This window comes from Nocardia sp. NPDC059228 (assembly GCF_042754245.1).
In the GTDB taxonomy this organism is placed as follows: Bacteria; Actinomycetota; Actinomycetes; order Mycobacteriales; family Mycobacteriaceae; genus Nocardia.
In genome coordinates, this window is the sequence record NZ_JBHZAL010000025.1 from 45,530 (window position 1) to 70,897 (window position 25,368).

Here is a 25,368-nt window from a genome sequence, read left to right on the forward strand (position 1 = left end):
CCTCACCTCTCGTCGAGGACCTCGCGCAGTCGCTCGGCGAAGGCCTCCGGCTGCCCCGGATAGCCGCCGTCGGGACCGGTGAATCCGCCGTGGTGACTGGGGAACACGACCGGGCTGCTGCCCAGGATGGCCGCGGTGGCCTCGGCGGTGCGGCCGGTGAAGACGCCCTTGGACTCCTCGCCCACGGCGATCAGCACCCGCGTGCTCGCCGCCTGCAGCGCCGCGACATCGGGGGCATAGTCGGTCACCGCCCAGGAGGCTTCCGACAGCAGCGGGTCGTCGCGGGTGCCGTCGTCGATGGTGGGCATGCCGAACATGGCCGGATCGGCCGGCGGCTGGGCGAAGTAGGCGTCGGTGAGCTCGCCCTGCCACGAGGTCCAGGCGATGAACGCCGCCATGCCCGCGAAGGATCCCTTGGCCTGGTAAGCGTCGCGGACCGCGGCGCGGGCGCGCTCGGCGGCCGCCGCGTCGGGCAGTACCGGGATCATCGGCGGCTCGTGCGCCACCAGTGTGGCCACATCGTCCGGATGCGCGGTGACCAGGGCCAGCGCGGTGACCGCGCCGCCACTGCTGGCGAACAGGTCCACCGGGCCCACGCCGAGCGCGGTGATCAGCGCGTGCACATCCTCGGCCTGGACGGTCGGCGAATTGTCGGTGCGCCCGTCCTTGCGGACGCTTCGGCCGAGCCCGCGCGGATCGTAGGTGATCACGGTCCGCTCCGGGAAATACGAAGCCAGCGTGGCGAATCCGTCTGCGGTCATGGGCTGGCCGATCATCATGAGCGGCCGGTGCGCGCTCGCGGACGGCGCGGGTCCCAGCAGGTCGTAGGCGAGATCGGCTTCGGGCGTTTCGAGGATGTGTGCGGTCATATCGGTAGGGACGGTACCGTGCGGCGGAATTCATCGGTGGCTCCGTGGCGGTGTGTCACGATGGCGGAGCACAGCCGGGCCGACGAATGAGCGGTGATGATGGCGCACGGAATTCGGAATACGATGACAGCGCTCGGCCTCTGCGGAGTGCTCCTGTCGGTGGAACGGCGTGCTCATCCTCGGCACCACGGCCGGGGTGGAGACTTTCCGGCTTCCCTGGCCCCGCACCGGATTCCGACGCGGGGGAGCGGTCAGTTGCAGGGCTGCAACGGGAAACAGGCGGGTGCGATGGTCGTCGACGGCAGCGTCGGGTCCACGGCATGCATCGAGGTGGTCGCCTGAACGACCGTGGAGTGCGGCGGCTGCTGTTTGCTGGGCGTCGGCGTGGTCCGGCCCGTGCAGGCGATGGCGATCACCAGGATGATCACCGCCAGCACCAGGCCGCCGATGATCGGCAGATCCTTGCGACGCTTCTGTCCGGTCCCGCTCGTGGCCTGCCGATCGTTCCACAGCGGGAACCTCTCACGCTCCTGCGACGGACCGGAAGGACCGGGCTGCGGCCAGGATTGGGGGCCCGGCCCGAAACCCGGCGGCGCGGGTTGACGGGGCTGCGGCGGCTGCCCGAACGGCGGCGCACCGGGCGGTGCGGGCAGGGGCTGGGTCGGTGTGGGCTGCGTCGGCCGCCCGGCCGGGGCCGCGCCCGGGATCGGTGTCGGAGGCGGTGGCGTGCCCCGGCTCGGCGTCGTCGGCTCGGACCTGCCCGCCAGCGCGCGGTAGGCCCGCTCGGCCGCGGTCGCCGAGGTAGCACCCGCGATCGCGGCCGCGGCGGCACTGCCCGCGCCGGTGCGGCGCGCCGGATCCTGCTGTACGGCAGGACGATCACCGCCGCTCGCGGATTCGGCAGCGGGTCCCGGCTCGGCCGGGCCGCTCCCGCCCGTGCCCTCGCCGGAATGGACGGGCACCGACGGGACCGACGGCACCATCACCTCGGTCGGCCGGTTCGGGAACGGCAGGGGAGCGTCGCGTGCCGAGTCCGGCACCGGGAATCCCTCCGACACCAGATCGGAATAGGTTGCGGCGGCGGCGAACCCGAGCGCCCCCAGCGCCTGCCCGACCTGTCCCGCATCCCACGACGCCGGGGCGCCCTCGGCGAGCGTGGTGAAATAGGCGCGCAGCGACGACGGCCCGTCGCCGATCAGCACGTCGATACCGGTGGGCAGCGCGCCCTTCTCCAGCTTCACGCGACTGCCCAGCTGCGGCACCAGCAGCACCAGCCCGCTGACCGGTACATGCTCGCGTCCGGGTGCGGAGCGCAATTGCCCGGCGAGGTCCACGGTCTGGCGGCGCACCCGCTCCAGCGGATCGGCGTCCCCGTCGATGGGCGCGGGCTTGCCGTCCACGGTCCACGGTTGATCCTGCGCGCACGCCAGGGTCCCGGTCACCCGCTCGGTGAACCCGTGCACGCCGACCACCACACAGGTCTGCGGCGTCCACACCACCACATCGGCGTCCTGGCACTGCACGACCGCGATACCGGGCACGGCGTGCGGGCCGCTCCAGGATTTGAGCCAGTTCACCACGGTGCGTTCGGTGCTCGACAGCCGCGACGGGTCGTCGTTACGGACCTTCACCAACATCCCAGAACCACCTCTGACCGATGCGCCTCTACCTGCCGGCCGCCCGAACCCTCGCCGCGACCACCTTACGGGGTCGCGGCACCCTCGTGTGGCCGAAAATGTACGGTCTCAGCGAATCGTCTTGCGCGGCAGCATGATCATTCTGCACGGTCGGCCCGGGACTCGGGATCCCAGGGGCTTTCGCCCCGATACGCCCGGAATGCGAACTCCGGCAGTTACCGCTCGGTAGGCGTGCTCCGGGATCCGACATATCCGTCGGGACGGACGAGCACCCAGCTGCCGTCGGCCGCGTCGTAGGCCCGCTGTGCGTCCCCCGCGGCGTCGGTGAATTCACCATTGCCGGAGGCGGATTCCGGCCGGACCACGCGCACGGTTCGCAGGTCCGTCGCGGGGAATCCGGCCTGATCGGCCGTCGTGTCCGGGCCGAACAGCAACAGCGTGGCGTGGGGACCGCGGAACAGGTCGAACAGCCGCACGGTCTTTCCGTTGGCATCGACCAGGGGTGCGTCGGGGGCACGATCGCCGGCTTGCAGCTCCGCCGCGTCGTCGCCGGTGTCCCGGTAGCTGATGTCGAGCTGATGGGTGCCCTCGCGATCCATGGCATCCGGATCGCCCTTCACGGTCTTGTCGAGCAGCTCGCTGCTCAACCCGAGGATCCGTGCGGCCACGGCGCGGCGCTCGGTCTCGTAGCTGTCCAGCAGCGCCTCGCTCGCGGGCCCCGGATGACGCAGCGCGGCTTCGAGTTTCCAGCCGAGGTTGTGGGCGTCCTGCACGCCGGTGTTGAGCCCCTGCCCGCCGGTCGGCGGATGCGCGTGCGCGGCGTCACCGGCCAGGAACACCCGCCCGGCCCGATACCGCTGTGCGAGACGGACATTCGGCCGCCACACCGTCGACCAGGTCAGGTCGCTCAGAACGATGTCGCCACGGCGGGAACGCCGCGTGAGATGGTCCTGCAGGTCCGCCAGCTCGGTGCCGGACTCGGTGTTCAGGCCGGTCGCGAACTGGAATTTCCGCCCACCCGGCAGCGGCATCAGCGCGATGCCGTCCATGGGGGAGGAGCTGTCGGCGAACCAGTACCCGACCGAGTGATCGAGCGCATCCGCGCACACGTCCCCGAGCAGCATCCGGATCGACTCGTCGGTGGTGCCCTCGAACGGAATCCCCAGCGTCTTGCGCACGGTGCTGCGCCCGCCGTCCGCGCCGACCAGATAACCGGCCCGCACGGTCTCGGTCGCACCCGCGCGCTCCAGGATCACGGTCACTCCGTCGGCGTCGGCGCTGAAATCGGCCACGGCCGTGGCGGTTTCGACGCGGACCCCGAACTCGGCCAGCCGCTCGCGCAGCACTCGCTCGGTGTCGGCCTGGGCCAGCACCCACGGATTCGGGTGCGGCACCGCGGATGTGGGCTCCCGCCAGGCGCTCATCCGCCGCTCCATCACGAACTGCCCGTCCAGGTGCACCAGCAGCGGCGCCTGCGGCGCGCCCTGCGCGAGCACCGCGTCGAGCACCCCGAGATCGTCGAACACCTCGAGGGTGCGCGGCTGCAGCCCGTCCCCGCGCGACCCGGCGAAGAACTCCCCGGCCTTGTCGACAATGCGGACCCCGATGCCGCGACGCGCCAGATCGATGGCGAGGGCGAGCCCGGTCGGCCCGGCTCCCGCGACGAGGACCTGCGGATTCATGGCAACTCCAATGCTGAATTGAAATTCACTGAATGTGGATTCAGTATTGTGGGTGGTACCTTCCGCTGTCAAGGAGGTGGATGGTGGCAGCCCGCCGCAGTGAGAAGTCGGCCGAGACCGAACAGGCGCTCAAGCACGCCGCCCGGCAGCTGTTCGCCGACCGCGGCTACCTCAACACCAAGATCACCGACATCACCGCGGCCGCCGGCCGGGCCGCGGGCTCGTTCTACAACCACTTCGCGAGCAAGGAGGAGTTGCTCCAGTCGCTGCTGAAAGACCTTGCCGACGAGAGCGATACCTCCGCCGAGGACCCGGCGCACACCGCCGACTTCACCGACCCGGAGTCGGTGCGCTATCACATCGCGAGCTACTGGTCCTTCGCCCGCACGAACTGGCCGGTGCTGCGCGCCGTCCAGCAGGCGGCCCTGGTCAATGACGACTTCGCCCGCATCGCAGCGCGTTTCGCCACCGAGCAGCGCGACGAGGTGGCCGACCACCTCGACGGTTTCGTCCCCGCCGGCCTGCGCCTACCCGGCTCCGCCGACGCCAGCCTGGCGATGATGTTCGTCTCGGCCACCGGCCTGTTGCAGGCGGTGGAGGAGGGCGGCCTGGCGCTCACCGACGAGCAGGCCGTGGACGCCCTCACCCGATTCGTCTACCGCGGCCTCACCGGCCGCGATCTCGACTGACGAAAACCTCAGGGCACCAACACGATCGAGCCGGTGGTCCGGCGTCCCTCCAGATCCCGGTGCGCCTGCTCGGCCTGCGCCAGCGGATAGCTGCCGCCGACCCGGATGTGCAGCGTGCCGTCGGCGATGGCGTTCATGATGTCGCCTGCGCGCCACAGCAATTCGGCCCGATCCCGGGTGTAGTGCGCCAGTGTGGGGCGGGTCACGAACAGTGAGCCCAGCGCATTGAGCCGCTGCAGATCGAACGGCGGCACCGGCCCGCTGGCAGCGCCGAACAGCGCCACCATGCCGCGAATCCGGGTGGCGGCCAGGCTGGACTCGAAGGTGGAGGCGCCCACGCCGTCATAGGTCGCGGCGACGCCCGCCCCGTCGGTCAGCTCCCGCGCCCGCGCCGCGATGTCGTCGTCATAGCGCAGCACCTCGGCCGCCCCGGCGTCCCGCGACAGCTTCTCCTTGTCGTCGGTCGATACCGTGGTGATCACCCGGACCCCGCGCGCCGCCAGCAGCTGCGTCAGGATCAGCCCGACACCACCGGCTCCAGCGTGCACCAGCACGCTCTCGCCCGGCTCGGGCTTGTAGATCGACTCGATCAGATAGTGCGCTGTCATGCCCTGCAACAGCGCCGACGCCGCCACCGGCGCATCCACCCCGTCCGGCACCGGAATCGCCACGGCCGCAGGCACGACCACCTGCTCGGCGTAACTGGCCGGCGCCGCCGCCCACGCCACCCGATCCCCGACCCGGAACTCGGTGACGTCGGGCCCGACAGCGGTGACCACGCCGCTGCCCTCGGATCCCGGAATGTAGGGCACCGCCTGTGGGTACCGCCCGGTCCGAATGTAGGTGTCGATGAAGTTGATTCCGCTCGCCTGCGTCCGCACCAGCAACTGCCCGGGCCCGGCCTGCGGGTCCGGCACCTCCACGTACCGCAGGACTTCGGGACCGCCGTGCTCGGAAACCTGGATGGCGCGCATGGAGTCAGTCTTACATCGCCGCGGCCTCGCGGTGCGCGGCGGCTCGCGGAGTGTGAGATGTGCGGCGGTTCATGGACGCTGAATTACCCGTGGGTAAACTGCAGCGCATGAGCGCTACCACCGCCCCGGCATCCGAGAAGCTGTCGCCGTCCGTCGTGGATTCCGTGAAGGGATTCGTCGCCGAGCACGGCGGTTCCGCGACCGCGGTGCTGCAGCCCATCGGCCGCGTCGGCGTCCGCATCACCCTGGTCGGCGCCGACGGTGTCCTGGGCGACCGCGTCGTCGGGTCCATGGCGGCCGCCAAGTCCCTCGTGGAGACCGTGAACGGCCTGTCCGAGACCGAGGAGTGGGACCGCGAACTCATCTCCAAGGTCACCCCGGCGAAGGGCCACTGGGCCAAGATGGCAGGCTGGGTCGCACACCAGAAGCGATTCCCCAAGGCGCGCAACGAGAAGTGACCGCGCCCGCAGCCGGCGGGGGCGGAAAGGACCGGATCGACGTGTCAGGGCGCGTGACCAAGCAAGCGCAACTGCGTTCGGCGCTCACCACCCTGTGCGCGAATCTGCGTCCCGGTGAGATGCTGCCCAGCGAACGCCAGTTGTGTGACGACTACCGGGTCAGCCGCATGACCGTGCGCGAGGTACTGGGTCAGCTCGAATCCGAGGGCGTCATCACGCGCGTCCCCGGCAAGGGCACCTTCGTGGCCGAGCGGGTGGCCCGTTCCCGGCTGCACATGGCCTCGTTCACCGACGACATGCGCCGGCTGGGCCGCACCCCGAGCACGGTGGTGCTGCACACCGATCATGCGGTGCCGCCCCCGGCCTCGGCGACCGCGCTGGGGCTGACCGCGAACGCCAAGGCGTACCACCTGGTTCGGCTGCGGCTGGCCGACGGGCTGCCCATGTCCATCGACGACGGCTGGTACCGCGCCGATCTGCTGCCGGAGCTGCTGGATCACGAACTGACGCAATCGCTCTACGCGCTGTTCTCCCGCGAGTACGACTGCCCGATCGACCGGGCCGAGCAGAGCGTGCGCGCGGTGGCCGCCGACGAGCGGCACGCGGGCTGGCTGGGCACCGAAACCGGTTCGCCGCTACTGGCTTTCGACCGGATCTCGTACTCGCGCGACCGGGCCGTGGAGCACGCGCAGTCCTGGTACCGGGCCGATCGGTACCAGGTCTACATGACCGTCTCGGCCGAGGACAGCTGACCGGCCTACCGGCAAGGAACGAGCCGCCGCCCGATCGGGCAGCGGCTCAATTCTTTTCCGGCCTGGTGCGGAGTCCTTCCTGTCTCACATGGAGAACAGCACCGAGCCCGTGGTGACCGGGCCGGTCAGGGCGTTCCGCGCCGATCCCGGGCTGCTGTCCATGACCACCACCGGCACGGCCGCGCTCAGGCCGAGACGGCGAACGGCGTTGGGGGAGAAGGAGATCAGCGGATCACCCGCGGTGACCCGGTCGCCCTCGGCGGCCTTCACCTCGAAGAGGTCCGGCTTGCCGACGGTGTCGATGCCGACGTGCAGCAGCACGCCGGTGCCGTCGTCGGTGACGATGACCGCGGCGTGCGGGTGCAGCTTCACCAGCGATCCGGTGACGGGGGCGACCACGGTGGTGGCGGCATCGGTGTCGAGGGGTTCGATGGCCACGCCCGCGCCCACCATCTCGGCCGAGAAGACCGGATCGGGAACCTCGGACAGGGGCATGGCACGCCCGTCGAGCGGTGCGAGAATCTCGGTGCTCATGGCGGTCAGATAAGGTCGTTGATGTCTTCGGCCAGGGCATCGGCGCTCGGCCCGACCACGACCTGAACCGCGTCACCCATCTTGACAACGCCATGGGCGCCGGCGGCCTTCAGTGCCTTCTCGTCGACCAGGTTCGCATCCTTCACTTCGCAGCGCAGGCGGGTGATGCAGCCTTCCACCTCGACAATGTTGTCCGCGCCACCCAGTCCGGCGATGATCTGATCCACTTTCGACATTTTTCCTCCGTGCGTGTCGAGTAGACAAAGCTGGTTATAACCAGTATATGTCTGGTTATAACCAGTGACGCTAACTGATCGTGAACAGTACGCGTGACTCCATTCACAGACTGAGGACCATCCATGGCCGATGCCGTCGAGAGCTCCCGCAAGAAGCTCGATTTATCCGGACTGCAGAAGCTCGGCCGCAGCTTGATGCTGCCGATCGCCACGCTACCCGCTGCCGGACTGTTGCTCCGGCTAGGACAGGACGACATGCTCGGCCGGTTCTCGCCGATGCGGTCCGCCGCCGCCGTGCTCGCCGGCGCGGGCGGCACCCTCATCGACAACCTGCCGCTGCTGTTCGCGGTCGGCATCGCCATCGGCTGGGCGAAGAAGGCCGACGGTTCCACCGCGCTCGCGGCGGTGGTCGGCTACCTCGCCTTCACCGGTGTCCTCAAGGCCATGTCACCGGTGGTGCTGGACGGCAGCTGCGGCCCGGTGCTGGGCTGGCTGTTCCGGGTGGCGCACTGGAACTGCCCGGTCGTCGACGTCGCGAAGGCCCCGGCCGCGCAGCTCGTCAACTTCGGCGTCCTCGGCGGCATCGTGATGGGCCTGACCACGGCCACGCTGTGGCAGCGCTTCCACCGCACTCAGCTACCCGATTACCTGGGCTTCTTCTCCGGCCGCCGGCTGGTGCCGATCCTGACCGCGTGCGCGGCCGTCGTGATCGGCGTGCTCATGTCCTTCGTCTACCCCGCCTTCAATGCCGCGCTGACCTGGCTGGGCACCACCGTCGCCGACAACTCGGTCGCGGGCGGCGGCATCTTCGGCTTCGCCAACCGCATGCTGCTGCCACTGGGCCTGCACCACATCATCAACTCGGTGGTCTGGTTCGTCATCGGCGACTACCACGGCGCGCACGGCGACATCCCGCGCTTCCTGGCCGGCGACCCGTCGGCCGGCACCTTCATGACCGGCTTCTTCCCGATCATGATGTTCGGCCTGCCCGCCGCGGCCATCGCCATCTGGCGCCACGCCCGCCCCGAGCACCGCAAGATGATCGGCGGCATCATGCTGTCCACCGGTCTGACCGCGTTCCTGACCGGCATCACCGAGCCGCTCGAGTTCTCGTTCATCTTCGTGGCGTGGCCGCTGCTGGTGATCCACGCGTTCTTCACCGGCACCTCGCTGGCGCTCACCAATGCGCTCGGGATCCACGACGGGTTCACCTTCTCGGCCGGTGCCATCGACTATCTGCTGAACTTCGGCAAGGCCACCCATCCGCTGCTGCTGATTCCGATCGGGCTCGGCTACGCGGCCCTGTACTACGTCACCTTCAGCTTCATCATCAAGCGCTGGAACCTGCCGACACCCGGCCGGGAACCGGACGAGACCGAGTTCGAGAAGGAGAACATCGCAGCATGATCACCCGCACCGCCGTAGTCGCGTCCGAGACCGGACTACACGCCCGTCCCGCTGCCCTGTTCGCCAAGGCCGCCGGGGAAGCCGGTGTCCCCGTCCAGATCTCGGTCGGCGACAAGGACCCCGTCGCCGCCAACAGCCTGCTGCAGGTGATGACCCTGGGTGTCAAGCAGGGCGACACCGTCACCCTGCACGCCGAGGACGGCGCCGACGCGGCCCTCGATACGCTGGTCGCGATGCTGGAGACAGACCTTGACGCGTGAGGTGCGCGGTGTCGCCGCCGCTCCCGGGATCGCCGTCGGATCGGTGAAGTGGCTGGCGCCGGCGCCGGTCACCAGCCGGGACGACGCGCCCGGGAGTGACGTCGAGGCCGAAATCGCCCGCGCGGAGGCCGCTTTCGAGACGGTCGCCGGCCGGTATTCCGCGCAGGCCCTCGACGCGCAGGGCCCGGCGGCGGACATCCTGTTCATGACCTCGGCGCTGGCCGCGGATCCGGCACTGCTGGATCAGGTGCGCGCCGAGATCCGGGGCGGGACGCCGACCGCGCACTCGGTGACCGAGGCGGTGGCGCATTTCGGGGCGCAGCTGGCCGCGCTCGGCGGCATGATGGCCGAACGGGCCTCGGACCTGCGGGATGTGGGGCAGCGGGTGGTCGCCGAGCTGCTCGGGGTCGATCCGCCCGGGATCCCGGACAGTGCAACGCCTTTCGTGCTCGCCGCCCAGGATCTGGCGCCCGCCGATACCGCGACGCTGGACCCGGAGCGGGTCATCGGGCTGCTCACGGTGGCGGGCGGGCCGACCTCGCACACCGCCATTCTGGCCAAGGCGCTGGGTATTCCGGCCGTGGTCGCCGCACCGGACGCGGCCGGGATCGCCGAGCACACCGACGTCGTGCTGGACGGCACGGCCGGCGTGGTCGAGGTCGAGCCGACCGCGGCGCGTCGCGAGGAGGTGCTCGCGCTGCGCGCCCGGCAGGCGGCCGCGCCGACCGGTCCGGGCCGGACCGCCGACGGGCACGCCGTACCGCTGCTGGCCAATGTCGGCTCCGCGGCCGATGCGCGGCTGGCGGTCGAACTCGGCGCCGAGGGTGTCGGCCTGTTCCGGACCGAATTCCTGTTCCTGGACCGCAAGTCGGCCCCGACGGTGGCCGAGCAGACCGAGCAGTACGCCGAGATTTTCCGAGTCCTGGGTGACCGGCCCGTCACGGTCCGCACCCTCGATGCCGGATCCGACAAGCCGCTGCCGTTCCTCGACCTGCCGGATGAGGAGAACCCGGCACTGGGCGTGCGCGGTCTGCGATTGAGCAGCGTCGATGAGGGGACGCTGCTCGATCAGCTCACGGCCATCGACACCGCGGCCAGGCAGACCGGCACGCCGGTGCAGGTGATGGCGCCGATGGTCGCCACCGCGGAGGAGGCGGGGTACTTCGCCGCCCGCGCCCGCGACGCCGGGATCGGCACCTGCGGCATCATGGTCGAAATCCCCTCCGCCGCACTGTGTTCGGAGCAGCTCGGCGCGGAGGTGGACTTCTTCTCGATCGGCACCAACGACCTGTCGCAGTACCTGTTCGGCGCGGACCGCATGGCGTCGTCGCTGGCGGCGCTGCACAATCCGTGGCAGCCCGCGCTGGCCGCGACCGTCGCCACGACGGTGGGCGGGGCGCGCAAGCGCGGCGTCAAGGTCGGCGTCTGCGGCGAATCCGCGTCTAATCCCGAATTCGCCTGTGTGCTGGTGGGTCTCGGCGTCGAGACGCTGTCCATGGCGCCCCGCTCGATCGCGGGCGTCCGGGCCCAGCTCGGCGAGGTCACCCTGGAGCAGTGCAGAGCGGCGGCGGCAGCGGTGCTGTCGGCCCGCACCGCCGACGACGCGCACCAGGCCGCGCGCCGGGCATTGGGGCGAGATACGTGACGACCACCCTGCGCGGCCGGGTCGTCACCCTCACCGAGGCGGGCGAGCTCGCCGACGGGGTGGTGTCGTTCGACGGGGCGCGCCTCGACTATGTGGGCCCGGCAACGGGATTCGGCGGTGATCTGCCGGACCTGCCGGACGAGCCGCCGATCATCCTGCCGGGGCTGATCGACGTGCACTGTCACGGCGGCGGCGGATTCGGCTTCCCGGAAACCGATCCCGAGGGCGTGGCCGCCGCCGCGAACTTCCACCGCCGCCGCGGCACCACCACGCTGGTCGCCTCCCTCGTCTCCGCCACCGAGGCCGAACTGCGCGACCGTATCGACGTGCTCGGCAAGGCCATCGACGACGGCCTGCTGGCGGGCGTCCACCTCGAAGGCCCGTTCATCAGCGAGCACCGGCGCGGCGCCCACGATCCCGATCGGATCATCGCCGGTGATCCGGCGTTGCTGGAACGGCTCCTCGACTACGCGGGCGGCCGCGTCGTGTCGGTGACCGTGGCCCCGGAAACAGCGAACTTCGACGCCCTCGCGGACGTGCTCGCCGACGCGAATGTGATTCTCTCCCTGGGACACACCGTCGCCGACTACGCGCAGTCCGTGCACGCCATGCGCCGCGGCGGACGGGTGTCCATCACCCACCTGTTCAATGCCATGCCCGAGCTGGCGCACCGCGACGCCAACTTCCTCACCGCCGCCATGGCCGCGGCGGGACGCGGGGATGTGGTGGCCGAGGTCATCGGCGACGGCGTGCACCTGGCCGACGGCACCGTGCGCATGGTCTTCGACACCATCGGTCCCGACAATCTGGCCCTCATCACCGACGCCATGGCCGCCGCCGGGCAACCCGACGGGCGCTACCAGCTCGGCAGCCTGGATGTCGTGGTGCGGGAAGGCATCTCGCGCATCTACGACCCGGGCGGGGAGGGCGCCATCGCCGGCGGCACCGCCACCGCCGCGGAAGTGCTGCGCCGCACCGTCTTCCACGCGGGCGTCGAGCTCACCGCGGCGGCCACCGCCGCGTGTGCCACCCCGGCCCGCCTGCTCGGCATGGCCGACGACATCGGCGCGCTGGCTCCGGGTATGCGCGCCGACGTCCTGGTCGCCGACCACCACCTCAACCCCGTGACCGTGTACAAGGATGGAGCGCCATGGAACTCGTGATCACCGACAACGCGGCCGAGGCCGGTGTGCTGGCCGGCCGCATCATGGCCGACCACGTGCGCCGCGGCGCCCGCGCCATCGGGCTGGCCACGGGCTCCTCACCGCTGGGCGCCTACCGGGAGCTCATCCGGCAGTATCGTGAGGAGGGTCTGAGTTTCGCAGGCGTGCAGGCGTTCCTGCTCGACGAGTACATCGGCCTGCCGCCGGGACATCCGCAGTCCTACCGGCAGTTCATCCGTGACGAGTTCACCTCGCATGTCGACTTCGCCGACACCGACGTCCACAGCCCCGACGGCAATGCCGCCGACATCCCGGCGGCCGCGGCCGCCTACGAACGCGCCATCGCCGAGAACGGGCCCATCGCCGTGCAGATCCTGGGCATCGGCGCGAACGGGCACATCGGCTTCAACGAGCCGGGCTCCTCACTGCGCTCGCGCACCCGGGTCAAGACTCTGACCCCGACGACCCGCGAGGACAATGCGCGCTTCTTCGACGACGACCTGGCGCAGGTGCCCACCCACGTCCTCACCCAGGGCCTCGGAACCATCGGCGACGCCGGCCATCTGCTCATGATCGCCACCGGCGCGGGCAAGGCCGAGGCCGTCGCCGCGGCGGTGGAGGGTCCGCTCTCCGCGTTCTGCCCAGCGTCGATCCTGCAGATGCACCCGCACGTCACGGTCATCGTGGACCCGGACGCGGCGGCGCGCCTGAAGGCCGCCGACTACTACCGGTTCGCGGTGGCGAACAAGCCCTCCTGGCAGAGCTTCTGACCCCTACGCGCCCTGCTGCATGGCGGTGAGCGGGGCCATGTCGAAGTAGTCGCGCCACGCGGAGATCCGGCCGTCGCGGACCTCGAACACCCCGGTCACCGGCAGCTCGATGTGGTTGTCGCCGAGGGTGAATCGGTCGGTGCGCTCGTTGAGCACGACGGTGCCGGTGACGGCCTGGTGGTGGATGATGAAGTCGATGCCGCCGAACGCGCCGATGAAGCCGCGCAGGAACTCCAGGATCGCGGCCTTGCCGACGAACGGCTGCATCGGAATGTTGTGGTAGACAGCGTCCTCGGTGAAGAACTCGGCGATGGATTCCGGTGTGCCGGTGCGCCATTCGGCGCACAGCGCGGTGACGACCTCGGCGGGGGACAGGGTCGTGTGGTCGATGCTCACTGCGGTGGGAGACCTTTCGTGCGGGTGACCTGAACTGCAGGGGCCAAAGTTCCCGGCGGCCCCGATGGTGTCAAGGGTGTTCTCGCAGTGAGACATTCACCCGTCCGCGTCTCGGTGTTTCAGGGCGTCAGCGCGCCACCCAGGATCGCGGTCACCATGGCGTGCACGGCTTCGGTCTCGGGCCGGGCCGCGGTGCGGTCGGCGAAGAGCAGGTGTCCCGATCCGATCAGCGTGCGAGCGAGTAGATCGGTGTCGCAGGTGGCCGCGAGGCGGCCGTTGCCGACCTCGGCGGCGAGGTATCCGGCGATCAGTTCGGTGGCCTCGGTCAGGACGGGGACACCGACCGGCCGGCGCTGCCGCAGCCGGGCGCGCAGCTCGTCCCGATAGGTGACCAGGCTGACGATGGCCACCGCCACCGTCTCGAACACGGCGGTCAGTGCCTCGGTGAGGTTGCCCGGCACCGTGGCCTCCCCTGCCCGGTCGCGCAGTGCGGCGCCGAGCCGCTCCACCCGGACGATCCGATCCTCGACCAGCTCGGCGAGGAACCCGTCGAAGTCGGCGAAATGCCGGTGCAGCACGCCTTTCGCGCACCCGGCCTCGGCGGTGACGGACCGGCTCGTCAGCCCGCTCGGCCCGTCCCGCAACAGAATCCGCTCGGCGGCGTCGAACAACTGCTCCCGTGCATCCCGAATGGCCACCCCGGTGGGCACCCCGCACTCCTTCATGTCGGCCGGACCCAATCCATTTGCGGAGTGGGCAAGTGCCCACTTAAAGTGGGCGCATGGTCACTCTACCGCCCTCGGGCACCGAACCCGCAGACCAGAGCCCCCATCGAGCCCGGCACATCGCGGAGTCGTTCGGTATCGACGCCGCCCGCTACGACCGCACCCGCCCGGCGTATCCCGCCGCCATGATCGAGCGCATCCTCGCGGCAAGCCCCGGCACGGACGTCCTCGATGTCGGCTGCGGAACCGGTATTGCGACCAGGCAGTTCCGCGATGCCGGATGCACGGTGCTCGGCGTCGAACCCGATGCCCGCATGGCCGATTTCGCACGCGAGACCGGCGTCGACGTCGAGGTCGGGACCTTCGAGGACTGGGATCCGGCCGGCCGCACCTTCGACGCGGTGATCGCCGGAACCGCTTGGCACTGGGTCGATCCGGTGCGGGGCACGGCCCGGGCGGCGCAGGTCTTGCGCCCCGGCGGCCGGCTCGCCGCCTTCTGGCCCCTCGCCCAGCTGCCGCCCGACGCGGCCGCGGCCTTCGCCGCGGTCTATCGGCGCCTGCTGCCGGACACACCCGTCGCGCGGGTCGCGGACCGCCCCGCCCTCGAGATCTACCAGCCGATACTCGACACGGTGACCAAGGGAATCCGCGAATCCGGAGCCTTCACCGACCCCGAGCAGTGGCAGTTCGATTGGCACCGCACCTACACCCGCGACGAATGGCTCGACCAGATCCCCACCCACGGCACTCTCACCCAGGCACCACCCGACACCCTCGCCGCCGTCCTCGACGGCATCGGCGCGGCCATCGACACCCTGGGCGGCACCTTCACCGCCTCCTACGCCACGGTCGTCGTGACAGCCGCACTGCGACCCGGCCGATCCGCCCCGGCCACACCGAGCTGATCCGGAAAAGCCTGCGCGGGTTCGTGATCGAGCAGCTCGACGCAGTCCGGTCGCCTGCTCGGCTGTGCACCGCGACCCCTGCGGCCTGCGTCCGGGAGCGCCCGCATTGCCGGGTCCATGCTCACCGTGGCCGTTTGCGTGCCCTCGTTGCGGTGGCTGTCCGGCGTGCCATCAGGTGATCCGGGATAGCTTGTGCGGGTTGGTGATCGAGTAGATCGTCTGGATTCGGCTACCGGCCGGGTCCAGGTCGACGACGACGGCCGCCAAGGGGCTCTCGTCGGAGAACACCAGGACACAGGGGTCTTCGGCCACCCAGCGGTAGCGAATGGCTAGGTGCCCGGCGGGGAGGTCGGCGGCCACGGCCATGAACACCGCGGCGACCCGGTCGCGGCCATGGACGGGTTCCAGGCTCTGGGCCCGGCCCGCGCCGCCGCTGTCGGTCCACAGGGTGACGTCGGGAGCGAGGACCTCGAGCATGGTGGCGAGGTCACCACGCAGGGTGGCCTCGGCCAGGCGCTCGCTCAGTCCGGCCTGGAAGTGCTGGTCTCGCTGGCGAGGCCGGCGCTCGTGGATGTGCTTGCGGGCGCGGGAGGCGAGCTGGCGGACCGCGGTGGGGGAGCGGTCGAGCATGGCCGCGATCTCGGGGTGGCCGAAGCCGAACACATCGTGCAGGACGAAGACCGCACGCTCCAGCGGGGACAGGGTTTCCAGGACCACGAGGACCGCCATGGACAGCGATTCCTTGCGTTCCGCGACGCCGGACACCTCGTCCTCGGTGGTGACGAGCGGTTCGGGAAGCCAAGGGCCGACATAGGTTTCGCGTCGTTTGCCGATCTCGGTGCGCCGCGCCAGGGCGTGATTGGCGACCACCCGGACCAGGTAGGCGCGGGCATTGTCGACCGGTGCCGCGGCGGGGTCACGGTGGCGCGCCGCCCACGCCAGCCAGGCTTCCTGAAGCACGTCTTCGGTATCGGCGACGCTGCCGAGCATGTTGTATCCGACCGCGAACAGCAGTTCGCGGTAGTCGAGAAAGCGCGCGGTGACCTCGTCGGAGGCCGCGTGCGGTGGCCGTGCACCCAGCAGCGTTTCGACAATCACTTCGTCGACAGCCCGCTCTGGCGCGAATCCCGGATCGACCCGGCGGCGGGCGAACCATGGCCGCAGCGCCGATAATGAACCGGTGATCGAGCGTGCAGCGAGCCGGACAGCGGTCCTGGTCTGCCAGGGCCGCGCCGTAGCGGACGGGCGAATGGGCGGCGGGCGGTTCTCCGACCCGATCGCGGTCGAATTATTGGTCGACGGTGAACGCGAACTGGTCGATCTCGTGCGCGCGGGCGCGGTGCCGAAGGGGCTCGGCGCGCGGATGGAGTACGAATTGCTCTCCGCCACTTCGGAAGTGCTGGCGGCCCGCACGGTCGCCATCGACGAGGCGGTGCGGGAGAGTGCGCATCCGCAGCTGGTGATTCTGGGCGCGGGGCTGGACGCGCGTGCCTGGCGCATGCCCGAACTGGCGGGAGTCGCCGTATTCGAGGTGGATCATCCTGCGTCCCAGGCCGAGAAGCGGGACCGGTTGGGGGAGCGGGAAGCCCTCGCGGACGTTCGTTTCGTCCCGGTCGATTTCGGTAAGGACTCCCTGGGGGCCGCACTCACCACGGCAGGCCACGACGAGACCAGGCCCACCACCTGGATCTGGGAGGGCGTCGTCCCCTACCTGACGCCCGCCGAGGTCGCCGAGACCGTCACCGAGGTGGCAAAGCGCAGTGCCCCCGGCGGCCGCCTGATCATCACCTACCCGACCCCAATCGGGTGTACCACTTCGGCCGTAAGGCCATGGAGATGTTGCTGTCCGTTTCCGGCCGCACCAATCCCATGGCCGGTGAACCGCAGCGTTCGAGCTGGACCCCCGAAGCGATGGCCGCATTGCTCGCCGAGCGCGGCTTCTCCGTCACCGCCGACCGCGACCTGCAATCGGTCGCGGTCGAGGCGGGAATCGAGGGCAAACGCACCTCGGTCCGCGCCGACGGTCACATCGTCATCGCCGATCGGCGCTGACCCAGGTCAGTTCAGCGTGACGACCCAGGAGCCGTTGCAGCCGCGGTTGGTGTCGCGGTTCGGGTCGTAGTTCCACACCGCCTGCAGGTCCGAATCCTTCTGAATATTGAAATCACCCGTCGGCGACTGCACCGGTTCACCGTTGTACAGCAGCAGGCTCAGGTCGTCCGGGTAGATCGTCCAGGACCCGTTGTAGCCCGCCGGGTAGTTCATGGTCACCGTGGTGGTGCGGCCGGCGTGGTTCTGCACCACGATGCACGAATTCGGATGATTGGACTGAGCCTGGGCCGGTGCCGCGGCCAGCACGATGGCCGCCACCCCGACCGCGGCAGCGGCCACCGGTGCCGCTGCCTTCGCCACCAGACCACGCCCGCCGCTGGGAACGTTCCACATGATGCCCGACCTCCGTGTGAATTCCACCGCCCGAATGGCTGATTGGATGAGACGAAGTTATCCACCGCACCCAGCGGGTCTCTTATGAAATCCTTGTCGCCGCGACCCGGCGATTCTCGTCCCCTTCCATCGGATCCGCAGCGATCACCCCCAGCCGTTCCCGCACCGCGCACACCGAGATATCCACGTGCCCAATCGCGATCTCGCGACTCTGTTCTTCGCAATCCGTCAGGCATTCGACGGCCCGGCCGCGCGGAAATTCGGCCGAGAGGCGGCGCAGCGACCGATCGGCTGTCTGGTGAAGATCGATCGTCAGACGGGGATGGTCCGGCGGGGCCGTAGGGGTGTGCGGGCGCGGAAGGCTTCTATTGCCGCGGCGACTTCGAATGGTGTTGTGGCGTGCGCGATGTCGTCGCGGTAGAGCACCCGCTCGGCGACGGGGTCCAGGTCGAATCCCCAGACCATCGACATGAGGGGGTTGATGAAGAGTTCGGCACTTTGGGAGCGGGTGCGGGCCAGGGAGTGGTGATCACCGAATTCGCCGCGGGCGGCGTCGGTGATCGACGCGCAGACGATGCTCTCCTTACCGGGGGTGTGCTGCTGAACCCAGTCGACGGCCGCCAGCCAGGCATCGATGGCCGCGATGCCCGGTGTGAGAGCGAAGACGCCGTGATATGCGCCGAGTCCGGCAAGTGCGGCAACGTTTTCCAGGAAATGCGCGTGGCAGACGCCATGGTGGGCATCGACGCCGAACCCGACACATATGGCCAGCTTGACGGGCAGGTCGAGCGCCTGCGCCGCCAACAGGCTGGTCACATCCTCGACCGGTGTACCCAATCCGGCCTCATCGCCGGTCATCAGGAGATCCGTACCCCCATCGACCAACACCACCCCGTCCAGCCGGAGTTCGTGAGCCAACCACGCGTAGGCCGCCCGGACATCGGCGGGCCCACCCTTGCGAATCAGGAACACCCGATCCGGAAAGCCGTGGTCGCGCAACCACACCGCGAGGTGCTTCTCCGGAAAGTACGCGTCCGAACCTTCGGTCTCCGCGTCGATTTCGAACAGCCCGGGCGCGACCTGCCGGGCCGTGGTCCGCGTGACCGGCGTGAACGTGAGATTCGCCAGCATCACCGACTTGCCCTGCTCCTGCAGCGCGAACGCCACCGGCAATCCACTGAGCACGTCGAACCCGCCCCCAGCTCCAGCGACCAGGACCCGCTCGCAATCCCGCAGTCGATGCAGTGCCGGTGTGTCGAACAGCGAGAGCGCACCCATCCGTCGAAGTATTCAGCACTTCCGCCGTCCGCGCCCGAATCGGGGGAGTTCTCACTGCGGCTACCCGGACAGCATTCCGTGCTGAGAGCTCCCTGATCTTGATGGGTGCCGCACTTCATTTGGTCGACGGGCTGGGTCCCGGTGTCGCGTAGGCGGATTCGATGAATGGGCGGACGACGTCCAGGAACTGCTCGGGGGCGGAGGAGAAGGGCAGGTGGCCGGTGGGGAGGACCTGGAGCTCGGAGCGGGAGATCAGGGCGTGGGCTTTGCTGCCGTAGCGGAGGGGGAGGACCGGGTCGCGGCGGCCCCATACGATCAGGGTCGGTGCCGTGATTTCGGTTGCGCGGCCGGTGAGGTCGTAGCGGGGATCGTTGAAGCTGTGCCACAGGGCGGAGTAGGTGGCACGGCCGATGTCGGTGCCCGCCACGCGGATCGCGCGCTCTACGACGGCGTCGTCGTGCGAGGTCACGGGTTTCATGTAGTTGCGGATGCTGTGGGGGAGCCAGCGGCGGGCCATCAGGTTGGAGCCGTAGACGTTGCAGTAGGCCCGGGTCAGCGGCGTCTGCCGGACGAAGCCGCCGGTGTTGACGAGGACGAGCCCGGCGACGCGCGCGGGCTGTTCCAGCGCCAGGCGAGCGGCCGCGAATCCGCCGACCGAACTGCCGATGAACACCGCCGGATCCAGCTCCAGTGTCGTGACCACCTCGGCGAGCGTGTCGGCGATCCCGGTAGCGGTGATGGTCGAATTCGGTTCGGATGCACCGTGTCCCGGCCAATCGATGGCGATCACCCGATGCTCCGCGGTCAACGCCGGGAGGATCGGATCGAAGTCGTGGTGGTCGTGCAGGGTGGCGTGCAGCAGGACCACGGTGGGCCCGGTGCCGATGTCTTCGTAGGCCAGTCGTCCGGCCGACGTGCGCATGATGTGCATACGCAACAACCCTTCATTCGATTGTGGTGACCGATCGGTCGTTCACTGACCATCCGGTCGGTCAGATATGATGTGACCATACAATCGGTCCGGAACACACGCAAGGGGGACGCCGAATCGCCTGTGGCGCAGCACAGGGCGAGCCGGCACCGCCCCGGTGAGGGTTGAATCTGATGAATCTGCGGGAGGATTCCGCCGCGCGCACCCGCGCCGCGCTCGTCGACAGCGGTCTGCTGCTGGCCGAGCGGCTGGGACTCGGCGGTGTCAGCGTGAACGTCCTGGTGGCCGAGCTCGGCGTCTCGAAAGGGACGTTCTTCCATCATTTCGGCACCCGCGCCAACTACCTGCTGGCCCTGCATCGCGAATTCCACGAGCGCCTGCAGGCCGTAATCGACTCCGCCACCTCCGGTCTCGCCCCGGGCCGGGACCGTCTCCTGGCCGGATCCACCGCTTATCTCGACGCCTGCCTGCGCGACCGCGGCGTCAAGGCCCTGCTCCTCGAAGCCCGAGCCGAGCCTCTGATCGTGGACGAGGTGACGGCTCGCAACACCCACAACGCCGCGCTGATCGAACCCGATTTCAAGGTCCTGGGCTGGCCGCACCCGGAGGCAGGGGCCCGGTTGTGGGTCGGCTTGGTCGCCGAAGCCGCCCTGCTGGAATTGCAGGCCGGTCATGAGCAGGGGTCGGTGCGAAACGCCCTGTGGCAGTTCCTCCCCGTCTGAGACCCGCCCGGTCCCTGTCTCGCCCCCACGGTGGTCCGCCCAGCACACAGTAGGCAAGCTCTGCAATCTCGAGCGCGGCTCTGGTGCTGTGCGGCGCGCACCCGATGCGCTCCGGGCTCAGTCGGCTGCGCAGAGCGCCGTGTCGAACGCCTTCTGGAGGGCAGCGGTGACGGTGGGATCCGAGGGCCGGAGATTGGCGATGAGGGTGACCGCGCGGCCGTCCGGGGTGACGGCATTGAAGGTTCGGAAGCCCGGGATGGAACCGCCGTGTCCCCACACCTGGATGCCACACGGTGCGGTGGCGGTGGTCAATCCGAGGCCGTACGAGTAACCCGGGCGGTTGGTCAGCGGTTTCGGATCGGTCCGCATGGCGGCCACCTGGGCCGGGGGCAGCAGGTCCCCGGTGAGGAGCGCACCGAAGAACCGATTCGCATCGGAGCCGGTGGAGATCAGCGCGCCGGCACTGCCCGCCCACGACGGATCGAAACGGGTGACGTCGGTCGGCTTCCCGTCGACCGCCTCGTAGCCCTGCGGGTGCGGACTGCGGAGGTCGGTGTCGCCGGAGGCCGGGAAGTAGGTGTCGCGCAGCCCCAGTCGGTCGATGACGCGGTGCGTGACCTCCTCGCCCACCGGATGCCCGGTCACGCGTTCCACGATCATGCCGACGATGAGGTAGTTGGTATTGCTGTATTCGGCTTTCGCGCCCGGCTCGAAGTGCGCGGGCAGGGTCATGGCGCGCCGGACCAGGTCCGCCGTGTCGAAGTGCATGGTCAGCAGATCAGGCGAATCACCTTGCAGCTCGGGTAGTTCCAGATACTCGGGCAGACCGCTGGTGTGCTGCATGAGATCCCGGACCGTGATCCGGTTGCCGTCGATGCCCGCGCCCTGAACGACGCCGGGCAGGTAACGCTCGACAGGCGCGCCCACATCCACCGCACCCTCCGCGACGAGCTGCATCATGACGGTCGCGACGAACGTCTTGGTATTGCTGCCGACTCGCACATGCGCGCCCCGTGGAAAGGCCGCGCCGGTAGCGACGTCACCGACACCCGAGGTCGCACTCCACTCCCGGTCGTGCTCGGTGACGACCACCTGCAGCCCGGGTACTCCCGCCGCCACGGCAGCGTCGAGGGCGCGCCCGACCTCCGCACGCGCATCGGCCGACAACGGCGCTCCCGGCTGTCGCGTCGCATCATCACCGCAGGCCCCCACCGCGCAGACCACTCCGGCGACCGCGACAGCGGCGGCAATCCGGCGAACGAGCCTCATATGCTCTCCTTCTGGCGTAATGGCCGCGAGCGCTCGGCCGGAATGCGCTGCTGCGCAGCCGGATTCGCAGCTCACGGATCGATAACCGGATGGTAGCTCCGAGCCGCGATCCGGGCGTCACCCGCAACGCTCACCCGAGCTCATCCCTGAGACGTAGTGCCGGTCGGGGAAAACCCGCTGTCCCGTCCTGCGGGAGCGCAGATTCGAACGGTGCGCCGTCAGAGCCGGTAATGAGAGGCGACGGGCGAGTTCGCGCCGGTAGGCGGGCAGTCGGCGGTCGCGGTTCATGGCGGAGTTCGCCACCACCGCCGTCTGTTCCAGGTGGGTGTCGTCGAGTAGCTCGGGCACACAGGACATCCTGCCCGGTGCGGTCGACGGCGGTGCGGAGCCGCCGACCGATTCAGGCGGCGGCCTTGTCCACGGGCGCCGGAGCCGAGGTGGGAAGGGTTTCGCGGGTGCGCATGGCGGCCCAGAGGGCGGCGGTGGCGGCGGTGCAGGCGGCGGCGCCGCCGACGTGGACGGCGACCAGGGCGGCGGGCACGTGGGTGAAGTACTGGACGATGCCGACCAGGGCCTGGGAGCACACCAGGGCGATCACCAGGATGAGGCGATTGCGGATGGTCTTGTTCATGCCGACCGCGGCCAGGCCGCAGGCGAGGCCGACGAGCAGGGCCAGGTAGGCGACCAGGAGTTCGGCGTGCAGGTGGACCAGGGTGACGATCTCGACCTGCAGGCGTTCGACCGGCTTCTCGACGCTCTTGTCACCCGCGTGCGGGCCCGCGCCGGTGACCAGGGTGCCCGCGATCAGCGTTCCGGTGAGGGCCAGACCGGACAGGGCGGTCAGCAGCCGCAGCGGCTTGGGAACCTGAACCGTGTCGATGCCTTCGTCGGGTTCCCCGACCTTGGCCCACAGCAGCGTCGCCAGCCACACCATCAGCATGGACGCGAGCAGGTGCACCGCGACCGTCCACCACAGCAGCCCGGTGCGCACGGTGATACCGCCGATCACCGCCTGCAGCACGGTGCCGCCGGGCATCAGCCACGCGTACACCTGGACTTCGCGCCGCCGCCGCGCCCGGGTGACCGCGAGCACGATGGCCGCCGCGGCCAGCGACACCACGAAAGTGAGCATGCGGTTGCTGAATTCGACCACCTGGTGCAGCACCGGCACCTCGGCCACCGCGGTCGGCACGAAGCTGCCGGGGAAGCACTGCGGCCAGGTGGGGCAGCCCAGACCCGCGGCGGTGACGCGGACGACGGCGCCGGTCACCGAGATTCCGGCCTGGGACAGGATGACCAGGAAGGCGAGCAGTCGCTGCACCCGCAGGGAAGGCATCGGGAACAGGTCGGCAAGTCGCTGGAAGGCGCGAGACAGCACGCACCGATGGTAGCGGGGCCGCATTTCGCCCCGTCACCGGCCCTACTACAACGTGTCGTTAAACACCCGGGCGGGCGCGAACTTTCGGTCAACTCCGATGCCTACGGAGGTGACCGCCGCCCGGACGGCCTCAATCGAACTTGAAGAACCGGGTGGCCAGCCACCCCGCGAGCCCGCCCCAGCCGGCCAGCACCGCGAGCCCGTACCAGTCGATGCTGGTGCGCATCGCCTGCTCCAGGCACTCCGACAGCGCCCCGGACGGAATGATCCGCGCGATCAGGCTCACCGCGTGCGGCAGGTCGTCGGACATGAACACCAGGCTCGCAGTCCCGAGCATGACGAACCATAGAATGTTGGCGAGCGCCAGCACCACCTCGGCCTTGAGTGTCCCGCCGAGCAGCAGCCCCAGCGCCGCGAAGGTCGCCGTCCCGAGCGCGATCACCACCGCGCCGAGCAGCAGCCCGGTGAGCGACGGCCGCCAGCCGAGCGCGAACCCGATGGCCCCCAGCAGGATCGACTGCAGCACCACCACGATCAGCACCGCCGAGCACTTGCCCGCGACAATGCCCCACCGCGGCAGCGGCGTCGCCCCCAGCCGCTTCAATGCCCCGTACCGCCGATCGAACCCGACGGCGATCGCCTGCCCGGTGAACGCGGTCGACATGATCGCCACCATCATCACCGCCGGCACCACCCGGTCCACCCGGTGCTCGCCCAGCCCAGTGACCGGCAGCAGGCTCAGCCCGATCAGCAGCGTGATCGGAATGAACATGGTCAGCAGCAGCTGTTCCCCGTTGCGCAGCAACAGGATCAGCTCCATGCGCGTCTGCGCCGCCAGCATCTTGGCGCGCGTGGTCGGCTGCGGCGCGGGGGAGAAGGTGCCCGCCGCGAATCGATTCCCGGTCTCGGTCATCGGACTGTTCCTCTTTGGGTGCATCCACCTGATATCGGCGGAAAGACTGCCGTTCTCGCATGAAATCGGCCAGTCATTCGAACAAGTGTGCTACTACTGTGGTCATGTCCTCCGCTGTACTGAAGCGGGCCTTCGAATTCCGCTTCTATCCGACCGCTGTCCAAGCCGCTGAACTCGCGCGGACATTTGGCTGTGTCCGGAAGGTGTACAACTTGGCGCTGGAGGTGCGCACGGAGGAGTGGCATCATCACGCGACGAGGATCGACTACTACCAGACCTCGGCGTTCTTGACGCTCTGGAAGCAAACCGATGAGTTGGCGTATCTCAACGATGTGTCCTCGGTGCCGTTGCAACAAGCGTTGCGACATCTCCAGGCTGCGTTTGCGGCGTTCTGGGAACGTCGTTCCGAATTCCCGCGGTTCAAGTCCCGCAAGCGATCTCGCGATGCAGCGGAATACACACGGAGTGGGTTCCGCTATCAATCTGGTGAGCTCACGCTTGCCAAGATGGATGAACCCCTGAACATCGTTTGGTCGCGGTCGCTGCCGCCCGGCGTGCAACCTTCTACGGTGACTGTCACTCGCGATAGTGCTGGTCGCTGGTTCGTATCGATGCTGTGTGAAGACCCACGAGTTCAACCGCTCCCGGCTGTATGCCGATCCGTGGGCATAGATGTTGGTTTGCGTCACCTGGCGGTTCTCTCGACCGGAGAGAAGATCGCCAACCCGAAGCATGAACGACGCGATTATGTCCGGCTCGCCAGCGCACAACGAGCGGTATCGCGGAAAGCTCCTGGCTCTCGTAATCGGGAGAAGGCCCGTCATAAGGCCGCGCGCATCTATGCGCGTGTTGCAGACCGGCGGCGGAACCATTTGCACGAAGTGACCACTCGGCTCGTGCGTGAGAACCAAACGCTCGTGATCGAGGACCTGACGGTCAGCAACATGGTCCGAAATCGGCACCTCGCTCGTGACATATCCGATGTCGCTTGGAGGGAGTTTCGCGAGATGCTCGCGTACAAGGCGAGCTGGTACGGCCGCAAGTTGATTGTGATCGACCGATGGTTCCCGTCGTCGAAGCTGTGCTCGTCCTGCGGGCTTCTTGCCGAGTCCATGTCTTTGGAGGTCAGGGCGTGGGTTTGCAGCGGATGTGGTGCAGCTCAGGACCGAGATGTGAACGCCGCAAAGAACATTCTGGCCGCCGGACGGGCGGTGACAGTCTGTGGAGATGGTGTAAGACCCCAACGGAGTACTCCGGGCAGGCGATCGTCCGCGAAGCAGAAAGCCCCAGCCCGTGAGGGCTAGGACTCCCGTCTCTATCGTAGGGAAGG

At 69.2% G+C, this 25,368-nt stretch carries 28 protein-coding genes and 1 pseudogene; 13 read left to right on the plus strand and 16 right to left on the minus strand.

The features are described 5' to 3' along the window. Positions 1–2 precede the first annotated feature (2 nt). The 3 genes from ACFXKA_RS30290 to ACFXKA_RS30300 form a co-directional block, all read right to left on the minus strand. On the minus strand, positions 3–869 hold the full coding sequence (locus ACFXKA_RS30290) for an alpha/beta fold hydrolase (protein ID WP_379429907.1): 867 nt from the start codon (positions 867–869) through the stop codon (positions 3–5). Between the two features lie 251 nt (positions 870–1,120). Further along, complete coding sequence (locus tag ACFXKA_RS30295) at positions 1,121–2,506, minus strand: hypothetical protein (RefSeq protein ID WP_379429908.1); 1,386 nt, start codon at positions 2,504–2,506, stop codon at positions 1,121–1,123. A 215-nt stretch (positions 2,507–2,721) separates the two neighbouring features. After that, positions 2,722–4,188 carry an FAD-dependent monooxygenase gene (locus ACFXKA_RS30300; protein WP_379429909.1) on the minus strand — a complete coding sequence of 489 codons (1,467 nt, stop codon included), beginning with the start codon at positions 4,186–4,188 and terminating at the stop codon, positions 2,722–2,724. A gap of 80 nt (positions 4,189–4,268) precedes the next feature. Here ACFXKA_RS30300 and ACFXKA_RS30305 point away from each other — a divergent pair, with 80 nt between their 5' ends. Next, on the plus strand, positions 4,269–4,877 hold the full coding sequence (locus ACFXKA_RS30305; protein WP_379429910.1) for a TetR/AcrR family transcriptional regulator: 609 nt from the start codon (positions 4,269–4,271) through the stop codon (positions 4,875–4,877). 8 nt (positions 4,878–4,885) lie between these two features. Here ACFXKA_RS30305 and ACFXKA_RS30310 read toward each other — a convergent pair whose 3' ends face one another. After that, the gene (locus tag ACFXKA_RS30310; RefSeq protein ID WP_379429911.1) at positions 4,886–5,851 is read right to left on the minus strand and encodes a quinone oxidoreductase family protein; all 966 of its coding nucleotides are present in this window, start codon (positions 5,849–5,851) and stop codon (positions 4,886–4,888) included. Between the two features lie 107 nt (positions 5,852–5,958). Here ACFXKA_RS30310 and ACFXKA_RS30315 point away from each other — a divergent pair, with 107 nt between their 5' ends. Continuing rightward, entirely contained in the window at positions 5,959–6,309 is a 351-nt protein-coding gene (locus tag ACFXKA_RS30315) for a hypothetical protein (protein WP_379387206.1), read from the plus strand. Then, positions 6,306–7,061, plus strand: coding sequence for a GntR family transcriptional regulator (locus ACFXKA_RS30320; protein WP_354846622.1), 756 nt, complete (start codon positions 6,306–6,308; stop codon positions 7,059–7,061). Before ACFXKA_RS30315 ends, ACFXKA_RS30320 begins: the two co-directional genes overlap by 4 nt. Before the next feature lie 84 nt (positions 7,062–7,145). Here the strand turns inward: ACFXKA_RS30320 and ACFXKA_RS30325 are convergent, their stop codons facing one another. Beyond that, the gene (locus tag ACFXKA_RS30325; protein WP_354846625.1) at positions 7,146–7,595 is read right to left on the minus strand and encodes a PTS glucose transporter subunit IIA; all 450 of its coding nucleotides are present in this window, start codon (positions 7,593–7,595) and stop codon (positions 7,146–7,148) included. A 5-nt stretch (positions 7,596–7,600) separates the two neighbouring features. Then, on the minus strand, positions 7,601–7,831 hold the full coding sequence (locus ACFXKA_RS30330) for a PTS glucose/sucrose transporter subunit IIB (RefSeq protein ID WP_354846627.1): 231 nt from the start codon (positions 7,829–7,831) through the stop codon (positions 7,601–7,603). A gap of 123 nt (positions 7,832–7,954) precedes the next feature. On the opposite strand from ACFXKA_RS30330, the gene ACFXKA_RS30335 reads away from it, so the two are divergent. From ACFXKA_RS30335 to nagB, 5 genes are read left to right on the plus strand one after another with little or no spacing between them, the layout of a single operon-like run. Beyond that, a complete protein-coding gene (locus ACFXKA_RS30335; RefSeq protein WP_379429912.1) occupies positions 7,955–9,238 on the plus strand; it encodes a PTS transporter subunit EIIC in 1,284 nt (427 codons plus the stop codon). Beyond that, complete coding sequence (locus ACFXKA_RS30340) at positions 9,235–9,498, plus strand: HPr family phosphocarrier protein (protein ID WP_364612775.1); 264 nt, start codon at positions 9,235–9,237, stop codon at positions 9,496–9,498. The genes ACFXKA_RS30335 and ACFXKA_RS30340 overlap by 4 nt, the downstream gene beginning before the upstream one ends. Next, the gene (gene ptsP, locus ACFXKA_RS30345; RefSeq protein ID WP_379429913.1) at positions 9,488–11,143 is read left to right on the plus strand and encodes a phosphoenolpyruvate--protein phosphotransferase; all 1,656 of its coding nucleotides are present in this window, start codon (positions 9,488–9,490) and stop codon (positions 11,141–11,143) included. Before ACFXKA_RS30340 ends, ptsP begins: the two co-directional genes overlap by 11 nt. After that, positions 11,140–12,306, plus strand: a complete 1,167-nt coding sequence (locus ACFXKA_RS30350) for an N-acetylglucosamine-6-phosphate deacetylase (protein WP_379429914.1) — start codon at positions 11,140–11,142, stop codon at positions 12,304–12,306. The genes ptsP and ACFXKA_RS30350 overlap by 4 nt, the downstream gene beginning before the upstream one ends. Further along, the gene (gene nagB / locus ACFXKA_RS30355) at positions 12,294–13,076 is read left to right on the plus strand and encodes a glucosamine-6-phosphate deaminase (protein WP_354846641.1); all 783 of its coding nucleotides are present in this window, start codon (positions 12,294–12,296) and stop codon (positions 13,074–13,076) included. Before ACFXKA_RS30350 ends, nagB begins: the two co-directional genes overlap by 13 nt. 3 nt (positions 13,077–13,079) lie before the next feature. On the opposite strand, the gene ACFXKA_RS30360 is transcribed toward nagB, so the two are convergent. Both ACFXKA_RS30360 and ACFXKA_RS30365 read right to left on the minus strand, forming a co-directional pair. Next, positions 13,080–13,451, minus strand: a complete 372-nt coding sequence (locus ACFXKA_RS30360; protein ID WP_379429964.1) for a limonene-1,2-epoxide hydrolase family protein — start codon at positions 13,449–13,451, stop codon at positions 13,080–13,082. A gap of 140 nt (positions 13,452–13,591) precedes the next feature. Continuing rightward, positions 13,592–14,182 carry a TetR/AcrR family transcriptional regulator gene (locus tag ACFXKA_RS30365; protein WP_379429915.1) on the minus strand — a complete coding sequence of 197 codons (591 nt, stop codon included), beginning with the start codon at positions 14,180–14,182 and terminating at the stop codon, positions 13,592–13,594. 71 nt (positions 14,183–14,253) lie between these two features. Here ACFXKA_RS30365 and ACFXKA_RS30370 point away from each other — a divergent pair, with 71 nt between their 5' ends. After that, positions 14,254–15,102, plus strand: a complete 849-nt coding sequence (locus tag ACFXKA_RS30370) for a class I SAM-dependent methyltransferase (protein WP_379429916.1) — start codon at positions 14,254–14,256, stop codon at positions 15,100–15,102. Between the two features lie 171 nt (positions 15,103–15,273). Here ACFXKA_RS30370 and ACFXKA_RS30375 read toward each other — a convergent pair whose 3' ends face one another. Further along, positions 15,274–16,200, minus strand: a complete 927-nt coding sequence (locus ACFXKA_RS30375) for a sigma-70 family RNA polymerase sigma factor (RefSeq protein WP_379429917.1) — start codon at positions 16,198–16,200, stop codon at positions 15,274–15,276. A 151-nt stretch (positions 16,201–16,351) separates the two neighbouring features. Here ACFXKA_RS30375 and ACFXKA_RS30380 point away from each other — a divergent pair. Together ACFXKA_RS30380 and ACFXKA_RS30385 are read left to right on the plus strand one after the other, a co-directional pair. Continuing rightward, positions 16,352–16,846: pseudogene (locus tag ACFXKA_RS30380) on the plus strand (class I SAM-dependent methyltransferase); the annotation flags it as partial. Positions 16,847–16,938: 92 nt separating this feature from the next. Further along, positions 16,939–17,154: a hypothetical protein gene (locus ACFXKA_RS30385; RefSeq protein ID WP_379429965.1), complete on the plus strand. Its 216-nt coding sequence runs from the start codon at positions 16,939–16,941 to the stop codon at positions 17,152–17,154. 6 nt (positions 17,155–17,160) lie between these two features. Here the strand turns inward: ACFXKA_RS30385 and ACFXKA_RS30390 are convergent, their stop codons facing one another. From ACFXKA_RS30390 to ACFXKA_RS30400, 3 genes are all read right to left on the minus strand, one after another. Continuing rightward, a complete protein-coding gene (locus ACFXKA_RS30390) occupies positions 17,161–17,547 on the minus strand; it encodes a hypothetical protein (RefSeq protein ID WP_354846657.1) in 387 nt (128 codons plus the stop codon). Between the two features lie 312 nt (positions 17,548–17,859). Continuing rightward, complete coding sequence (locus tag ACFXKA_RS30395; RefSeq protein ID WP_379429918.1) at positions 17,860–18,825, minus strand: DUF1152 domain-containing protein; 966 nt, start codon at positions 18,823–18,825, stop codon at positions 17,860–17,862. Positions 18,826–18,940: 115 nt separating this feature from the next. Then, the gene (locus ACFXKA_RS30400) at positions 18,941–19,756 is read right to left on the minus strand and encodes an alpha/beta fold hydrolase (RefSeq protein ID WP_379429919.1); all 816 of its coding nucleotides are present in this window, start codon (positions 19,754–19,756) and stop codon (positions 18,941–18,943) included. Between the two features lie 173 nt (positions 19,757–19,929). Here ACFXKA_RS30400 and ACFXKA_RS30405 point away from each other — a divergent pair, with 173 nt between their 5' ends. Beyond that, positions 19,930–20,478 (plus strand): TetR/AcrR family transcriptional regulator, encoded by a 549-nt coding sequence (locus ACFXKA_RS30405; protein ID WP_379429920.1) that lies wholly within the window; start codon positions 19,930–19,932, stop codon positions 20,476–20,478. Between the two features lie 117 nt (positions 20,479–20,595). Here ACFXKA_RS30405 and ACFXKA_RS30410 read toward each other — a convergent pair whose 3' ends face one another. From ACFXKA_RS30410 to ACFXKA_RS30425, 4 genes are all read right to left on the minus strand, one after another. Then, positions 20,596–21,747, minus strand: a complete 1,152-nt coding sequence (locus ACFXKA_RS30410; protein ID WP_379429921.1) for a serine hydrolase domain-containing protein — start codon at positions 21,745–21,747, stop codon at positions 20,596–20,598. A gap of 117 nt (positions 21,748–21,864) precedes the next feature. Further along, entirely contained in the window at positions 21,865–22,095 is a 231-nt protein-coding gene (locus ACFXKA_RS30415; protein ID WP_379429922.1) for a hypothetical protein, read from the minus strand. Between the two features lie 52 nt (positions 22,096–22,147). Then, positions 22,148–23,125, minus strand: a complete 978-nt coding sequence (locus ACFXKA_RS30420; RefSeq protein WP_379429923.1) for a heme A synthase — start codon at positions 23,123–23,125, stop codon at positions 22,148–22,150. 130 nt (positions 23,126–23,255) lie between these two features. Further along, on the minus strand, positions 23,256–24,038 hold the full coding sequence (locus tag ACFXKA_RS30425) for an ABC transporter permease (RefSeq protein ID WP_354846684.1): 783 nt from the start codon (positions 24,036–24,038) through the stop codon (positions 23,256–23,258). Between the two features lie 59 nt (positions 24,039–24,097). Between ACFXKA_RS30425 and ACFXKA_RS30430 the strand changes: the two genes are divergently transcribed. Then, entirely contained in the window at positions 24,098–25,342 is a 1,245-nt protein-coding gene (locus ACFXKA_RS30430) for an RNA-guided endonuclease InsQ/TnpB family protein (protein ID WP_379429924.1), read from the plus strand. Positions 25,343–25,368 lie beyond the last annotated feature (26 nt).

What these genes read in the sequence shown, in the direction of transcription:
- ACFXKA_RS30425 (WP_354846684.1), bottom strand. Translation starts at nt 24,038, where the DNA reads ATGACCGAGACCGGGAATCGATTCGCGGCGGGCACCTTCTCCCCCGCG.
- ACFXKA_RS30335 (WP_379429912.1), top strand. Translation starts at nt 7,955, where the DNA reads ATGGCCGATGCCGTCGAGAGCTCCCGCAAGAAGCTCGATTTATCCGGA.
- ACFXKA_RS30340 (WP_364612775.1), top strand. Translation starts at nt 9,235, where the DNA reads ATGATCACCCGCACCGCCGTAGTCGCGTCCGAGACCGGACTACACGCC.
- nagB (WP_354846641.1), top strand. Translation starts at nt 12,294, where the DNA reads ATGGAACTCGTGATCACCGACAACGCGGCCGAGGCCGGTGTGCTGGCC.
- ACFXKA_RS30390 (WP_354846657.1), bottom strand. Translation starts at nt 17,547, where the DNA reads ATGTGGAACGTTCCCAGCGGCGGGCGTGGTCTGGTGGCGAAGGCAGCG.
- ACFXKA_RS30305 (WP_379429910.1), top strand. Translation starts at nt 4,269, where the DNA reads ATGGTGGCAGCCCGCCGCAGTGAGAAGTCGGCCGAGACCGAACAGGCG.
- ACFXKA_RS30405 (WP_379429920.1), top strand. Translation starts at nt 19,930, where the DNA reads ATGAATCTGCGGGAGGATTCCGCCGCGCGCACCCGCGCCGCGCTCGTC.
- ACFXKA_RS30310 (WP_379429911.1), bottom strand. Translation starts at nt 5,851, where the DNA reads ATGCGCGCCATCCAGGTTTCCGAGCACGGCGGTCCCGAAGTCCTGCGG.
- ACFXKA_RS30370 (WP_379429916.1), top strand. Translation starts at nt 14,254, where the DNA reads ATGGTCACTCTACCGCCCTCGGGCACCGAACCCGCAGACCAGAGCCCC.
- ACFXKA_RS30395 (WP_379429918.1), bottom strand. Translation starts at nt 18,825, where the DNA reads ATGGGTGCGCTCTCGCTGTTCGACACACCGGCACTGCATCGACTGCGG.
- ACFXKA_RS30290 (WP_379429907.1), bottom strand. Translation starts at nt 869, where the DNA reads ATGACCGCACACATCCTCGAAACGCCCGAAGCCGATCTCGCCTACGAC.
- ACFXKA_RS30385 (WP_379429965.1), top strand. Translation starts at nt 16,939, where the DNA reads ATGTTGCTGTCCGTTTCCGGCCGCACCAATCCCATGGCCGGTGAACCG.
- ACFXKA_RS30400 (WP_379429919.1), bottom strand. Translation starts at nt 19,756, where the DNA reads ATGCACATCATGCGCACGTCGGCCGGACGACTGGCCTACGAAGACATC.
- ACFXKA_RS30295 (WP_379429908.1), bottom strand. Translation starts at nt 2,506, where the DNA reads ATGTTGGTGAAGGTCCGTAACGACGACCCGTCGCGGCTGTCGAGCACC.
- ACFXKA_RS30430 (WP_379429924.1), top strand. Translation starts at nt 24,098, where the DNA reads ATGAAATCGGCCAGTCATTCGAACAAGTGTGCTACTACTGTGGTCATG.
- ACFXKA_RS30325 (WP_354846625.1), bottom strand. Translation starts at nt 7,595, where the DNA reads ATGAGCACCGAGATTCTCGCACCGCTCGACGGGCGTGCCATGCCCCTG.
- ACFXKA_RS30410 (WP_379429921.1), bottom strand. Translation starts at nt 21,747, where the DNA reads ATGAGGCTCGTTCGCCGGATTGCCGCCGCTGTCGCGGTCGCCGGAGTG.
- ACFXKA_RS30315 (WP_379387206.1), top strand. Translation starts at nt 5,959, where the DNA reads ATGAGCGCTACCACCGCCCCGGCATCCGAGAAGCTGTCGCCGTCCGTC.
- ACFXKA_RS30330 (WP_354846627.1), bottom strand. Translation starts at nt 7,831, where the DNA reads ATGTCGAAAGTGGATCAGATCATCGCCGGACTGGGTGGCGCGGACAAC.
- ACFXKA_RS30300 (WP_379429909.1), bottom strand. Translation starts at nt 4,188, where the DNA reads ATGAATCCGCAGGTCCTCGTCGCGGGAGCCGGGCCGACCGGGCTCGCC.